Source organism: Caballeronia sp. DA-9, assembly GCF_051615025.1.
GTDB lineage: Bacteria > Pseudomonadota > Gammaproteobacteria > Burkholderiales > Burkholderiaceae > Caballeronia > Caballeronia sordidicola.
Genome location: NZ_CP195133.1, coordinates 1,255,330 through 1,269,722, shown reverse-complemented (window position 1 = coordinate 1,269,722; position 14,393 = coordinate 1,255,330). Strand labels below are relative to the sequence as shown.

The 14,393-nt window shown below is 59.2% G+C and carries 15 protein-coding genes; 4 read left to right on the top strand and 11 right to left on the bottom strand.

Translation table 11 applies throughout. The features are described 5' to 3' along the window. Positions 1 to 55: 55 nt before the first annotated feature. Positions 56 to 772, top strand: coding sequence for a glycine zipper 2TM domain-containing protein (locus ACRWA7_RS21860; protein WP_438396012.1), 717 nt, complete (start codon positions 56 to 58; stop codon positions 770 to 772). A gap of 72 nt (positions 773 to 844) precedes the next feature. Here ACRWA7_RS21860 and iscX read toward each other — a convergent pair whose 3' ends face one another. The 9 genes from iscX to ACRWA7_RS21815 form a co-directional block, all read right to left on the bottom strand. Continuing rightward, positions 845 to 1,042 carry a Fe-S cluster assembly protein IscX gene (iscX, locus tag ACRWA7_RS21855; RefSeq protein ID WP_060816901.1) on the bottom strand — a complete coding sequence of 66 codons (198 nt, stop codon included), beginning with the start codon at positions 1,040 to 1,042 and terminating at the stop codon, positions 845 to 847. A 34-nt stretch (positions 1,043 to 1,076) separates the two neighbouring features. After that, entirely contained in the window at positions 1,077 to 1,418 is a 342-nt protein-coding gene (gene fdx, locus ACRWA7_RS21850; protein ID WP_060816902.1) for an ISC system 2Fe-2S type ferredoxin, read from the bottom strand. Between the two features lie 30 nt (positions 1,419 to 1,448). Then, a complete protein-coding gene (hscA, locus tag ACRWA7_RS21845; RefSeq protein ID WP_438396011.1) occupies positions 1,449 to 3,314 on the bottom strand; it encodes a Fe-S protein assembly chaperone HscA in 1,866 nt (621 codons plus the stop codon). A gap of 55 nt (positions 3,315 to 3,369) precedes the next feature. Beyond that, entirely contained in the window at positions 3,370 to 3,894 is a 525-nt protein-coding gene (gene hscB, locus ACRWA7_RS21840; protein ID WP_438396009.1) for a Fe-S protein assembly co-chaperone HscB, read from the bottom strand. An 85-nt stretch (positions 3,895 to 3,979) separates the two neighbouring features. Then, on the bottom strand, positions 3,980 to 4,303 hold the full coding sequence (iscA, locus tag ACRWA7_RS21835; protein WP_060816905.1) for an iron-sulfur cluster assembly protein IscA: 324 nt from the start codon (positions 4,301 to 4,303) through the stop codon (positions 3,980 to 3,982). Between the two features lie 142 nt (positions 4,304 to 4,445). After that, complete coding sequence (gene iscU / locus ACRWA7_RS21830; protein WP_438396006.1) at positions 4,446 to 4,874, bottom strand: Fe-S cluster assembly scaffold IscU; 429 nt, start codon at positions 4,872 to 4,874, stop codon at positions 4,446 to 4,448. A gap of 58 nt (positions 4,875 to 4,932) precedes the next feature. Then, positions 4,933 to 6,156 carry an IscS subfamily cysteine desulfurase gene (locus ACRWA7_RS21825; RefSeq protein ID WP_060816907.1) on the bottom strand — a complete coding sequence of 408 codons (1,224 nt, stop codon included), beginning with the start codon at positions 6,154 to 6,156 and terminating at the stop codon, positions 4,933 to 4,935. Between the two features lie 77 nt (positions 6,157 to 6,233). Continuing rightward, entirely contained in the window at positions 6,234 to 6,761 is a 528-nt protein-coding gene (gene iscR, locus ACRWA7_RS21820) for a Fe-S cluster assembly transcriptional regulator IscR (protein ID WP_056352494.1), read from the bottom strand. A gap of 153 nt (positions 6,762 to 6,914) precedes the next feature. Continuing rightward, complete coding sequence (locus tag ACRWA7_RS21815) at positions 6,915 to 7,397, bottom strand: low molecular weight protein-tyrosine-phosphatase (RefSeq protein ID WP_438396004.1); 483 nt, start codon at positions 7,395 to 7,397, stop codon at positions 6,915 to 6,917. 660 nt (positions 7,398 to 8,057) lie between these two features. On the opposite strand from ACRWA7_RS21815, the gene ACRWA7_RS21810 reads away from it, so the two are divergent. After that, the gene (locus ACRWA7_RS21810; RefSeq protein WP_438396002.1) at positions 8,058 to 8,558 is read left to right on the top strand and encodes a hypothetical protein; all 501 of its coding nucleotides are present in this window, start codon (positions 8,058 to 8,060) and stop codon (positions 8,556 to 8,558) included. A 182-nt stretch (positions 8,559 to 8,740) separates the two neighbouring features. Further along, a complete protein-coding gene (locus tag ACRWA7_RS21805; RefSeq protein ID WP_060816910.1) occupies positions 8,741 to 9,538 on the top strand; it encodes an IclR family transcriptional regulator in 798 nt (265 codons plus the stop codon). An 88-nt stretch (positions 9,539 to 9,626) separates the two neighbouring features. Here the strand turns inward: ACRWA7_RS21805 and pbpG are convergent, their stop codons facing one another. After that, the gene (pbpG, locus tag ACRWA7_RS21800; protein WP_438396001.1) at positions 9,627 to 10,832 is read right to left on the bottom strand and encodes a D-alanyl-D-alanine endopeptidase; all 1,206 of its coding nucleotides are present in this window, start codon (positions 10,830 to 10,832) and stop codon (positions 9,627 to 9,629) included. A 994-nt stretch (positions 10,833 to 11,826) separates the two neighbouring features. Between pbpG and ACRWA7_RS21795 the strand changes: the two genes are divergently transcribed. Beyond that, a complete protein-coding gene (locus ACRWA7_RS21795; protein ID WP_060816912.1) occupies positions 11,827 to 12,402 on the top strand; it encodes a phasin family protein in 576 nt (191 codons plus the stop codon). 195 nt (positions 12,403 to 12,597) lie between these two features. Here the strand turns inward: ACRWA7_RS21795 and lpdA are convergent, their stop codons facing one another. Continuing rightward, positions 12,598 to 14,334, bottom strand: a complete 1,737-nt coding sequence (gene lpdA, locus ACRWA7_RS21790; protein WP_438396739.1) for a dihydrolipoyl dehydrogenase — start codon at positions 14,332 to 14,334, stop codon at positions 12,598 to 12,600. Positions 14,335 to 14,393: the final 59 nt, after the last annotated feature.

Here is a 14,393-nt window from a genome sequence, read left to right as displayed (position 1 = left end):
CTTCTATTGTCACATCGAGCAACGTCACACTCTGCCTTGAGACGGAGGTTCAAAAATGGATAACAGCAGCAACAACATGACCACACCCAATTCGCCGAACCGCAAGATTCATCCATTGGTCGCCACCGCTGCGGGCGCGGTCATCATCGCCAGTCTGGCTGCAACGGCTGCCGTAACCGGCCTGTTTCCGAAAGCGTCCAGCACGTCGCCCGTGAACGACCAGACGCAAGCGGCGCAAGTCGCAACGCAGCCAGCCGCGCCCACGGCTGCTCAGGTTCAAGCGCAGCAACAAGCCGCTCAGCAGCAAGCACAGCAGGCCCAACAGGCGCAGCTTGCTCAGCAGCAAGCCGCGCAAGAGCAGCAGGCTCGCCAGGTAGCGCAGCAACAGCCCGTGCAACAGCCAAACTACGCGCAACAGCAACCGGCGCAACCTGCGTATTGCTCGACGTGCGGCACCGTTGAAGCCATCTCGGCAGTAAAGCGCGAAGGTCACGGCACGGGTATCGGCGCAGTCGGCGGTGCGGTGGCGGGTGGCCTTATCGGTAACCAGTTTGGCCGCGGAGGCGGTCGTACCGGCATGACGATTCTCGGCGCGCTCGGCGGCGGTCTCGGCGGCAACGCGGTCGAAAAACATCTGCGCAGCGAAACCGATTATTCGGTACGCGTACACATGGAAAACGGCAAGACCCGCTACTTCACGTATCGTCAGCCGCCGCCGTTCAGCCAGGGCCAACGCGTGCGCATCGAAAACGGCACGCTTGCGGCTGGCTAACCCACACCGCTGCAAAAGCAAAACGGCGACTCCACTTGGAGCCGCCGTTTTATTTTCCAGCGAGCACTGAATTCAATAATCCGCGTCTTCAATCCACGCTGCCTGGATGGCCTCGAGAATGCGCTCGTTGGATTTTTCGGGATCGTCGTCGAAGCCCACCAACTCCGTCACCCACCGATGCAAATCCGTAAACCGCACAAACTGCGGATCGACGTCCTGATGCGCGTCGGTCAATGCCATCGCGATGTCCTGCGTGTCTGTCCACTTCATGGCAAGCGCTCCTGTCTCAAGGTCCCTGATACGTTCAGTGATTCTCTTTTGCGTGGTTGATGGTGTAGCGCGGGATCTCAACCACGAGATCCTCGTCAGCGGGCGCCATCGCCTGACATGATAACCGCGACGTCGGTTCGAGTCCCCATGCCTTGTCGAGCAAATCGTCCTCGTCTTCTTCCGACGGAACCAGCGCGTTGAAGCCCTCGCGAATGATTACGTGGCACGTCGTGCACGCGCACGATTTCTCGCACGCGTGCTCGATCTCGATGCCGTTATCCAGCAAATTGTCGCAAATACTCTTCGATGTATCCGCGTCGATCACCGCGCCATCCGGGCACAACTCGACGTGGGGTAAAACTACGATCTGGGGCATGACTTCTTTCCGTTCTATGTCGTTATGGGCTCAGACTTCGTCGAGCCTGCGGCCGGCGAGCGCGCGGCGAATGCTCTTGTTCATGCGGCGGGCGGCGAATTCATCGGTGGCGGCAGCCAGTTCCTTGGTCGCCGCTTCGATGGCGTCGGTGCTGTCGCCTGTCGTCACGGTCGCGAGTCGGGTAATCAATGCTTCGATATTCGCGCGCTCGGCCGCATCGAGCAATTCGCTGTCGGCGCTCAACGCGGCTTGCGATGCCTCGACCAGACGCTGTGCATCGACCTGCGCTTCACGCAGCGCGCGGGCGTGCATGTCGACTTCGGCCGTGGTGAAGCTTTCTTCCAGCATGCGGGCGACGTCGTCGTCGGCGAGACCGTAGGAAGGCTTGACCACCACCGACGCCTCCACGCCCGACAATTGTTCACGCGCGAATACGGACAGCAAACCATCGGCGTCCACCTGATAGGTCACGCGAATACGCGCGGCGCCAGCGGCCATCGGCGGGATGCCACGCAGTTCAAAACGCGCAAGCGACCGGCAATCGGACACGAGTTCGCGTTCGCCTTGCACCACATGAATTGCCATCGCGGTCTGGCCGTCCTTGAACGTCGTGAAATCCTGCGCGCGCGCGACTGGAATGGTCGAATTGCGCGGGATGATTTTTTCCGTCAAGCCACCCATTGTTTCGACGCCAAGCGACAGCGGAATGACATCGAGCAGCAGCCAGTCATCACCCTCCGCGCTGCGATTGCCCGCGAGCATATCGGCCTGGATCGCGGCGCCGAGCGCCACGACCTGGTCGGGATCGAGATTGATCAACGGCGGCTGGCCGAAATACTCCTCGACCGCGCGCCGGATCACCGGCATGCGCGTTGCGCCGCCGACCATCACGACGCCCTTGATCTCCGACGCCGAGACCTTCGCGTCGCGCAGCGCCTTACGCGTCGGGGTCAACGTGCGGGCGACCAGTGCGGCGGTGAGCGTGGCGAACTCGCTTTCGGTGATCGTCAAATCGATCTTCTGACCGTCGGAGAACGTAGCCTCGACCCGCGCTTCGGGCGCGGACGACAACGCCTCCTTGGCCGTGCGCACGTGATCCAGAAGCAGGCGCACGTCTTCGGGCGTTGCCGGTTTCACATTGGTTTTCGCCAACACGTGCCGATACACCGCGACATCGAAATCATCGCCGCCGAGCGCCGAGTCGCCGCCCGCCGCGAGCACTTCGAAGACGCCTTTAGTGAGCTTGAGAATCGACAGGTCGAAGGTGCCGCCGCCAAGATCGTAGACCGCGTACAAACCTTCCGATGCATTGTCCAACCCGTAAGCAATGGCAGCGGCAGTCGGTTCGTTGAGCAGGCGCAACACGTTCAGGCCGGCGAGTTTCGCGGCGTCCTTGGTGGCCTGGCGCTGCGCTTCGTCGAAGTAGGCGGGCACCGTGATCACCGCGCCGACCAGGTCGTCGCCAAGTGAATCTTCCGCGCGATACCGCAACGTGGCCAAAATCTCCGCCGACACTTCCACCGGACTTTTCACGCCATCGACAGTACGAATCTGCACCATGCCCGGCGCATCGACGAAATCGTAGGGCGCGTTTTCGGCGCCTTCCACCTCGCTCTTGCCGCGGCCCATGAAGCGCTTCACCGACACGATCGTATTGCGCGGATCGAGCGCCGCTTCTTCCTTCGCGATCCGGCCGATACGCCGTCCGCCCTTCTCCAGATACCGGACAACCGAAGGCAGCAGGTAATGACCTTCTTCGTCGGGCAGCACTTCGGCCACGCTGTTGCGCATGGCGGCCACCAGCGAATTGGTCGTACCGAGATCGATACCCACGGCGATGCGTCGCTGATGCGGCGCCGGCGCCATGCCGGGTTCTGAAATTTGGAGTAAAGCCATCGTTGATCTATGGGGTTGGTGTCGTCTGGTTTTAATGCGAGGCTGCGCGTCTGGATCAGTCGAGCTTTTCGATCTGGTTGCCGATCTCGCTCGCCACGCGCTCAATGAACATGAGCTGACGCACCGCTTCGCTCGCGGCCTGATCGGCGTGACCGTCGATCAAAGCCGCCAGTTTTTCGAAGCGGATACGCTCCTGGTCGCGCAGTTCGTCAAGCAGGGTTTCGAGCGTGCCTACGTTCCTTGCGGCCGCCGCGTCTTCAATATTCTCGCGCCATTCCATTTGCTGCATCAGGAAGGCGGGTTCCATCGCCGTGTTGCTCTCGGCGTCGGCGTGTACGCCACGTAGCGACAAAATGTACGTCGCCCGTTTGAGCGGATCGCGCAGCGTCTGGTAGGCCTCGTTCGCCCGCGTGGCCCACTGCATGGCAACGCGCTTTTGCGCATCGCCCGCCGCTGCGAACCGGTCGGGATGAACCTGCGCCTGCACCGTGCGATACGCTTCGTCCAGCTTGGCGGAATCGATGGCGTAAGCCGGCGGAAGACCGAACAGGTCGAAGTGACTGTCGTTGAGCGTAGCCATGGAAGGAGAAGTTGATAGACTCAAAAAGCAGTGACGCTAAAGAAAAAGGCGGCACGCGCCGCCTCTTTGCTGTTCTTTCAAGATGCTAGACGCGAAACGATTCGCCGCAGCCGCACTCGTCTTTCACATTCGGGTTGTTGAACTTGAATCCTTCGTTCAGCCCTTCGCGCGCGAAGTCCAGTTCGGTGCCATCGATATAAGCCAGGCTCTTCGGATCGACAATGATCTTCACGCCCGCCGACTCGAACACCTGATCTTCCGGCGCGAGTTCATCCACGTACTCGAGCTTGTAGGCGAGGCCCGAGCAGCCGGTCGTGCGCACGCCAAGGCGCAGGCCGAGGCCCTTGCCGCGTCGAACCAGATACTTCTGCACGTGCTGTGCTGCCTTGTCCGTCAACGTGATTGCCATAGTCTCTCATCGGCAGCGGTTGTGCCCGGTGAACCAATTTCCGGTCTCGTACGCTGCAGCCTTGCTTTGAATCGAAAACCAGGGCGCCTGAGCATTCTTGAAACCACAGCGCCCTTCCCTGATAACTGACTGCGTGAAGCGCTTACGCCGCGTGTTGCTTCGCTTCAACCGGAGCGGTTTCGGCAGCGCCCGCACCGTGACGTTGCTTGTAGTCGGCAACGGCGGCCTTGATTGCATCTTCAGCGAGGATCGAACAGTGAATCTTCACCGGCGGCAATGCCAGTTCTTCAGCAATGTGGGTGTTCTTGATCGTCAGCGCCTGATCCAGCGTCTTGCCCTTGACCCACTCGGTCACGAGCGAGCTTGAAGCAATGGCCGAACCGCAGCCATACGTCTTGAACTTCGCGTCTTCGATCACGCCGTCCGCGCCCACGCGGATCTGCAGCTTCATGACGTCGCCGCACGCGGGCGCGCCGACCATGCCGGTGCCGACCGTATCGTCGTCCTTGCCGAACGAACCGACGTTGCGCGGGTTTTCGTAGTGGTCCAGAACCTTGTCGCTATAAGCCATGATTCAAACTCCTTGAATTCGTATGCGTGTGCGCTCGAACGCGGGCGCAACTCGTTGCTCAGTGTGCAGCCCACTGGATCGACGAAATGTCGATGCCGTCCTTATGCATTTCCCAAAGCGGCGACAAATCGCGCAGCTTCTGAATCTTGCCCTTCAGCAAATTGATCACGTAGTCGACGTCCTGCTCGGTCGTGAAGCGCCCGACCGTGAAGCGGATCGAGCTGTGCGCGAGTTCGTCGTTGCGGCCAAGCGCGCGCAACACATACGACGGTTCCAGCGAAGCCGATGTACAAGCCGAACCGGAAGACACCGCCACATCCTTCACTGCCATGATCAGCGATTCGCCTTCAACAAAGTTGAAGCTGATGTTGAGGTTATGCGGGACGCGCGTTTCCATGTCGCCGTTCACATACACCTCTTCCATCTCAGACAGGCCTTTCAACAAGCGGTCGCGCAACATGCGCACGCGTTCGTTTTCTGTCGCCATTTCTTCACGCGCGATGCGGAAAGCCTCACCCATCCCGACAATCTGATGGGTCGCGAGCGTACCCGAGCGCATGCCGCGCTCGTGACCGCCGCCATGCATTTGCGCTTCAATACGGATGCGGGGTTTGCGACGCACGAACAACGCGCCGATACCCTTCGGGCCATACGTCTTGTGCGCCGAAAAAGACATCAGGTCGACTTTCAGCTTCTGCAGGTCGATTTCGATCTTGCCGGTGGCTTGCGCGGCATCGACATGAAACACAATGCCTTTTGCCCGCGTGATCTCGCCAATGGCCGCGACGTCCTGAATCACGCCGATTTCGTTGTTCACGTTCATCACGGACACAAGGATGGTGTCGGGCCGGATCGCGGCCTGGAACTTCTCCAGATCGAGCAAACCGTCGTCCTTGACATCCAGGTACGTGACTTCGAATCCTTCGCGTTCGAGTTCGCGGCAGGTATCGAGCACGGCCTTGTGCTCGGTCTTCACCGTGATGATGTGTTTGCCCTTGCTCTGGTAGAAATGCGCCGCGCCCTTGATGGCAAGGTTGTCCGATTCCGTTGCGCCCGACGTCCAGATGATTTCACGCGGGTCGCAATTGACCAGCTTCGCCACGTTTTCGCGCGCCTCTTCGACCGCCCGCTCCGCATCCCAGCCGTACTGGTGACTACGCGATGCCGGATTGCCGAACTGCTCGCGCAGATACGGGATCATCTTGTCCACCACGCGCGGGTCGACCGGAGTCGTTGCGCTGTAGTCCATGTAGATGGGCAGGTGGGGAATGTCGTTATTCATCAGTTGCTCCGGGGATTAACTCAATTGGCTCTTTCAGGCGACACAGCCGCGCCGGTTCTTCAGGCATGCGGCAACGGTCAGCCAGCCAGGTTGAAAACGGAATTCGGTCCTTTCGGCGCCACGCGCGCAGGCTCTACTCCAGCGGTGTCGGCACGGCGATCGCGCAGTACCGCCGGCGATCCATCGCGTGCGCGCTGCTGGTCGACAAGATCTTTCAGCGATACCGAGTCGAGATACTCGACCATCTTCTGATTGAGCGTGGACCAGAGCTCGTGGGTCATGCAGTGGCCGTCATGCTGCTTCGTGCCTTCGCATGCGCCCTTCCCGCCACACTGCGTGGCGTCGATAGGCTCGTCCACCGCAATGATGATGTCCGCCACCGTCACGTTCTCGGCACGGCGCGCGAGATTGTATCCGCCACCCGGACCCCGCACCGACTCCACGATTTCGTGGCGGCGCAGCTTGCCGAACAACTGCTCGAGATAGGAAAGCGAGATGTGCTGGCGCTGGCTGATTCCGGCCAACGTCACCGGGCCCTGCTCCTGGCGCAATGCCAGGTCGATCATCGCCGTGACGGCGAAACGGCCTTTCGTGGTGAGTCTCATAGTTTGTAAGCTACCGGGGGCGACTGCTAATACTCGATGATTTTGCTCAAGTATAAATAACCTACGGATTTAGTCAAGTATCTCAAGCTCTTTTTATTAGGAAATTACTGAGATGTTTGCCCGACAGAATCTGCATGCGGCTCGCGCGCGGCTTCAAGCCACCAGTTGCGTCCGAAGCGCCTTGAGCAATCCCTCGCAAGCGTCTTCGCACTGATCGAGAACGCGCTCGAAGCCTTCGTCGCCGCCGAAATACGGATCCACGACAACGCGACTGTCGTCACGGGTGGCGAATTCCATGAGCAGGCGAATCTTGTCGCGGTGCTCAGGCGGACACGCTTTCGCGAGTGCGGCGGCGTTGGCGTCGTCCATTGCGATCAACAGGTCGAATCGCGCGAAGTCTTCCTCGCAAATCTGCCTGCCGCGCAGGACCGACAAGTCGTAACCACGCGCTTTGGCCGCACGCTGGGCGCGTTCGTCGGGAGGTTGACCAACATGCCAGTCGCCCGTTCCGGCTGAATCAACGACGACACGGTCGGAAAGCTTCGCCTTCCCTACCTGATGCAGCATCACCACTTCAGCGCTGGGCGAACGGCAAATGTTGCCAAGGCACACAAAGCAGATGGCGATAGTGTTCATCGGATTCCAGGCAACGTTGGCATCAGGCGTCGACAGGCTTCAACAGAAGCATCGATCCAGCTTCGCTACCTTCCCGCATGTTGCCAGGCAAGCGTACGCGAACAGTCCCGAATTATACAAAGGACCACGCTTTCACGCCCAAACCATGCGTTCAGAACGTTTGTGAGACTGTGCCTGCTGACGAGTTCGCCGGGACCGCACCATCTGGCTCAACCAAGCCTAAAGAAATAGCACGCGCAAATTCAGCGCTGACGGTCGCAGCGCTTTGAGGATGCGTCGCAGTCCGGGCCACCGGATGAACCGCATGGCAATAACTCGCAAGCACGAGCGGCACAAGCATGGCGACGGGCCAATAGGTCGATATTGTCTTTTTCATTTCTAACCCTTTCTTGTATCCCATGGGCTGACGGGCCCACTGCAGGATGTTTGAATTTTAAGGGTTAGTCCTGATCCGATAAAGGCGCTGCAATACAAAGCATTGTTGCAGTTGTGTCAACAGCGCATGCCGGATCGGCGTTGAGTTTCTATGTAACCCGCGCCGTCAATAGATTTCAGCTCGCGCGTGCCCGTTACCGAAAAGATAAAACTTTACAAACTTCTTGCGACATCCTGCCTTCAATGCTGTCAGATACGGTAATCAATCACCGTTTGTAATCCACCATGAAACTCGTAGCTGCAGGCCTGGTCCTCGTTTCGTCCGCACTCGTTGCGGGCTGTGCCGTTTATCCCGACGGCACGCCTGCCTACGCGACCGGCGGTTATTCTTCTTATCCAGCGTATCCGGGCGGATACGATCCCGGCTACTACGGCGCTCCGGTCGTGCAATCGGGCGTGGTCATCGGCGGCGGATATTACGGTGGTCCCGGCCCGCGATACTGGGATGACGGTCCCGGATATCGCCGTCCACCGCCGGGTGGATGGGGCGACCGTGGCGGTGATCGTGGCAATTACCGTGGCGGCGACAGAGGAGACCACGGCGGCCGCGGCGGCCAGCAAGCCGGTGGTGGTAGTCCGCAAGGCGGCCGGCCGCCTCAGGCTGGCCAGCCGGTGGCGTCGCCGCCACCGCAACAGCAGCAGGCGCGTACGCCTTACGTCGGCCGCTCGAACTGGAATAAGCCGTCGCCGGTTCAGGGACCGCAAGGCTCGGAACGAAACCACTAACACCTATCGCATATTTCTCAGCAAGCCGTCCCCAATCATCTGGTCCAGGACGGCTTGTTCCATGTAGCGCCGTATTCGTTCCAAAAAACGCGACCACGGACGATGCCGCCCGTCTTTCGCACTTTTCACAATACGAGATACAATCACATTTCCGCTGTTTGACGTATCAACTGATTTTTTCCATGAGCGATACGAACCCGGAATCCAGAACGTCCATACAGGTGATCGAGCGCATGATGCGCCTGCTCGACGCGCTTGCCGCGCACACCGACCCCGTCAGCCTCAAGGAACTCTCGCAGAGCACGTCGCTGCACCCCTCGACTGCGCACCGTATCCTGAACGACATGGTGACCTGTCGTCTTGTCGACCGCTCCGACCCGGGCACGTACCGGCTCGGCATGCGTCTGCTGGAACTCGGCAATCTGGTCAAGGCGCGGTTATCGGTTCGTGAAGCCGCCATGCCGCCTATGCGCGAGCTGCATCGCGAAACCGGACAGACGGTAAACCTGTCGGTGCGCCAAGGCGACGAGATCGTCTATATAGAGCGCGCTTATTCGGAGCGCTCGGGCATGCAGGTCGTGCGGGCCATTGGCGGACGGGCGCCTTTGCATCTGACATCGGTAGGAAAACTCTTTCTCGCCGCCGACGAATCTGCGCGAGTGCGCGCGTACGCCACGCGCACAGGTCTTTCAGGCCACACGCAGAACAGCATCACGGATCTCGCCAAGCTCGAACGGGAATTGTCGTTCGTGCGCAGTCAGGCGTGCGCGCGGGATAACGAGGAACTGGAACTCGGCGTGCGCTGCATCGCAGCCGGCATTTATGACGATACGGGGCGGCTGGTGGCGGGTTTATCGCTATCGGCACCGGCAGACCGGCTGCAGGATTCCTGGCTAAGCCAACTGAGCGGCACCGCGCTCGAAATTTCGCGTTCGCTGGGTTATCGGCCGGAACCGGGCGCCGACTCTCAGCAGCGTTAGACGTCTGCTATCTTGAATTCGCCAAAGTAAAAACCCGGTTTTATCCTTCGATAAAACCGGGTTTTACATTTGCGGATTCACGTGCCGCTCAGGTGCCCCCGCCGCCCACATCCGCGCTCGTGATATGCGGCTCGCCGGCAGTTTCAAGGAAACCACGCAGACGGCCGGCATCGGCGAAACGTGAATACTTGCCTGACGAATCCAGCAGAATAATGACGACCGGACGGCCATGGATGGTCGTTTGCATCACAAGGCATTCGCCCGCTTCGTTGATGAAGCCCGTTTTCTGCAAGCCAATGTCCCAATTCGGATTGCGGATCAGCGCATTCGTGCTGTTGTAGGCCAGATTGCGTTTGCCGGTAAATACGTCGTAGCTGCGGTCGGTCGAGAACTTGCGGATCAACGGATACTGATAGGCAGCATTGACCATCTTTACGAGATCACGCGCGCTCGACACGTTCAGGCTCGTCAATCCCGTCGAGTTTTCGAAGTGCGTGTCGGTCATGCCGAGCATCTTCGCCTTTGCGTTCATGGCGGCAATAAAGCCAGGCCGGCCATTCGGGTAATAACGCGACAACGCCGCAGCGGCGCGATTCTCGGACGCCATCAACGCAATATGCAACATGTCTTCGCGGCTCAATTCGGAGCCAACGGCCAGACGTGAACCGGTGTACTTCTCGTAGTCGCGGTCTTCGTCCGTGACGCTGATTTCCTCGGTCAGCGGCGCTTTCGAATCCAGCACGACCATGGCGGTCATCAGTTTCGTGATCGACGCAATGGGCACAACGGCGCGCGAGTTTTTATCGAACAGGGTTTCCGACGTATTCTGGTCTACCACGTAGGCGACGCTCGAACGCAACGCAAGGCTATCCGGCGTTTCGTGCAATCCGAACGCCTGCCCGACAGTCGGCGGACGCGGCTGATACGCCACCGAACGCACAGCGGCGCGGCGGCCGTGAGCGTCCATCCGATAACTCACCCGATGCCGGCGCGCACCGCGTGCGGCGGGCGCCGCCTCGTCATCAGCCGCGGCCGCAACGACGGCAGCTTTCGCGGCCTTCGCACCCTTCGGCGCGCGCGCCGCAACCTTTAACGGCTTGGCGGGTTTCGCTTGCGGTGCGGTAACCGGTTTTGCGGCTTTCTTGGAAGACTTGGAAGTGGAGGTCTTGGCGAGAGCGTCGACCGGTGCGGCCGCGAAAGACGTCGCGAGCGCTACCGATACGGCAACCGACAGCGCGGTGCGGACTGCAACGCCGTGGATCACCCTGAGCGACGAAAACATTTCGGTTTTCATTAGTGTTCTTTTCTGGACCGGCGAGAGAGTGTCGCCAGTGTAGTAAAGCTTCGAAAAATTAGCAATATTAAGCACTTATAGGCAGTACTTAAACCGGATTGTAAGAGACGGGTCGAAAGGGCAATACCGTTTCAGGTCTAAGCGTAAAAAAACATGACAATCAGCACAATCGATGCGATCGCCATAAGCAATTGCCAAGCCATGACTATCAGCGGGCTAACGGCAATAGTTGGTGAAACTTGAGACACTTTTTGAGGCAGCCCGAAAGGGGTCCACTAAAACATGGCGTCCACGTTGAAAGCGAATAATTTCGTAAAAGGCGAGTGCGACGACAGAAGTGAAGCTTTTGGATGTGACGTACCGCAGCTCAACCGGCAATTCGACCGTGCTCATCCCATTTTGTTCATACAAAATTTCACGATATCCAGCCGATCCCGGATGTTAACGTTTGTTTAACATTTTTGGTGTACCGCGTTTCAAACCTTTTCAAATACCGGTGTTAACCGGTAAGCGCGGCGTGCTCCACCACTCTCCGACCTCGCCGCGACCGAGTGGTCGGGGTGATGCAGACGATGTCACAGCCATTCGCCATGACGACGCGACAGCCAAGCGCGCCGTGCGCATTGGCGCGGCGTTCGCGCGCAAATGGAAGCACGAACAGTTACCGCGACAACCCTTCACTGAAATGAAATTCCAATTTTTTGAGACGCAATCCTAGCATCTGAATCGCAAGTGCACCCCGCCCCAATCTGGTGCAGGCGATAATGAAATATAGTTCCATATCTGGCCGGGAGCTCACGTAAGCCTTTGTTTAATAAGATTTCATCTGATGTTGCGACGCACAAAAAGATACTTGACAACTTTAGGAATATGCCTAAAATGGGTTCCATGTTGCGACGCACCAATAGCCGTTCGCCTCATAAGGTTGCCCGGTCTCGGGCACCACAAAACCCACGACCCGCGTTGATGATGGGTCGACCTTCAGGAGCGTGATATGACCCTTTTGACCCCGGAACAATTCGCCGCCGCCAACAAAGCTCAATTCGACACGCTGTTCGGTCTGACGAACAAGGCGTTCGAAGGCATGGAAAAGCTGCTTGAGCTGAATTTGCAAGTCGTGAAGTCGACGCTGGCCGAGAGCCAGGAAAATACGCAACGCGTGTTGTCGGTGAAAGATGCGCAAGAACTGCTCGCACTGCAAGCCAGCCTGGCTCAGCCGGTCGCGGAGAAGGCCCTGTCGTATGGCCGTCATCTGTACGAAATCGCATCGTCCACGCAAGCTGAATTTGCGCGCGTTGCCGAAGCTCAATATGAAGACCAAAACCGCAAGGTTCAGGCACTTGTCGACAACGTCGCCAAGAACGCACCTGCAGGTTCGGAAACGGCTGTCGCCGTGATGAAGTCGGCTATCACCGCCGCCAACACCACGTACGAAACGATTCACAAGGCAAGCAAGCAAGCCGTTGAGATCGCGGAAAGCAACTTCAACGCAGCCGCTACGGCCGCCACGAAGGCTGCATCGCAAGCAACAGCTCAAGCTTCGCGCGCTGCTGTAAAGAAGACCGTCTAAACCTGTCTTTCAAGCATTCACGCATGGAAAATCCGGTGTGAATAAATGAATCTGGCGTAGAAGTCAAAAGCCGCTCCAGCTTGTGTTGGAGCGGCTTTTTTACGTGCCGTCGCCTCTGCGTGCGCGCCCTGGGACAAACAAAAAGCGGAGCATTCTTCACAGAATGCTCCGCTTCTATTGTTCAACCGCCAGCGTTTATTTCTTGCGCTGCGGCGGCAAGTCCGTACACACGCCTTCGTACAACTCCGCGGCCATGCCGATTGACTCGCCGAGCGTCGGATGTGGGTGGATCGTCTTGCCGATATCCTCCGCGTCCGCGCCCATTTCGATCGCGAGGCACACTTCGCTAATCAGGTCGCCCGCGCTCGTTCCAACAATACCGCCGCCAATGATCCGGTGCGTCTCTTCGTCGAAGATGAGCTTGGTAAAGCCTTCGTCGCGGCCATTGGCAATCGCGCGTCCCGATGCAGCCCACGGGAACACCGCCTTGCCGTACTTGATGCCTTCGGCCTTGCATTGGTCTTCGGTCTTGCCAGCCCATGCCACTTCCGGATCGGTGTAGGCAACCGACGGAATCTGCAACGCGTCGAAGTACGCCTTCTCGCCATGCGCCGCTTCGGCGGCAACATGGCCTTCGTGCACGGCTTTATGCGCGAGCATCGGCTGACCTACCAGATCGCCGATAGCAAAAATATGCTCCACGTTCGTGCGCAGTTGCTTGTCCACGTTGATGAAACCACGATCCGTCACCGCCACGCCGGCCTTGTCCGCACCGATCTTGCCGCCGTTCGGACTGCGCCCGACGGCCACGAGCACGAGGTCATAGCGTTGTGCATCGGCGGGCGCTTTTTCGCCCTCGAAGCTCACGTAGATGCCGTCGTCCCTGGCTTCCGCCTTGGTCGTCTTCGTCTTGAGCATGACGTTGGAGAAGCGCTTGGCGTTGAACTTCTCCCACACCTTCACCAGGTCGCGATCCGCGCCGGCCATCAGGCCATCGAGCATTTCGACCACGTCGATTTGCGCGCCCAGCGCCGCATATACCGTTGCCATTTCCAGGCCGATAATGCCGCCGCCAATCACCAGCATGCGTTTCGGAATCTGCCGCAATTCGAGCGCGCCGGTCGAGTCGACCACACGCGGATCTTCCGGCATGAATGGCAGCTTCACGGCTTGCGAACCGGCCGCGATGATCGCCTTCTTGAACTGCACGACCTTCTTTCCGCCCTCGCCTTCGATCTCCATGTGATTCGGGCCGACAAACTTGCCAACGCCGGTCACGACCTGGACCTTGCGCGCCTTCGCCATGCCGGCGAGACCGCCCGTCAGTTTCTTGACGACGCCTGACTTGAAGTCACGCAGCTTGTCGAGATCGATCGTCGGTTCACCGAACGAGATGCCGTGATGCGCGAGCGCCTTCGCTTCTTCGGTGATGGATGCGGCGTGAAGCAAGGCTTTCGACGGAATGCAGCCCACATTCAGGCACACGCCTCCAAGCGTCGCATACCGCTCGACAATGACCGTGTTCATGCCCAGATCGGCCGCGCGGAACGCGGCGGAGTACCCGCCGGGACCAGCGCCGAGCACGAGCATGTCGCATTCGATATCGGCCGAACCTGCGAACGATGCAGCCTTTGGCGCGGGCGCGGCGCTCGCCTTTTCGGCGGGCTGCGGCGCGGCGGTCTGCGGCTTTTCCTCGACCTGGCTGACACCGCCGCCCTGGGCTTCGAGCGTGAGGATCACTGAGCCTTCGGAGACGTTGTCGCCAATCTTGACCTTCACTTCCTTGACCGTGCCCGCCACGGGCGACGGCACGTCCATGGTGGCTTTGTCGGATTCGAGCGTGACGAGCGACTGCTCTTTCTCGACCGTATCGCCGGCCTTCACATGGATTTCGATAACGGGAATGTCCGAGAAATCGCCAATGTCGGGCACCTTGACGTCCTGCGATCCACCGCCTGCGGACTTGGGTGCGGCGGCAGCCGTTTCTTTCG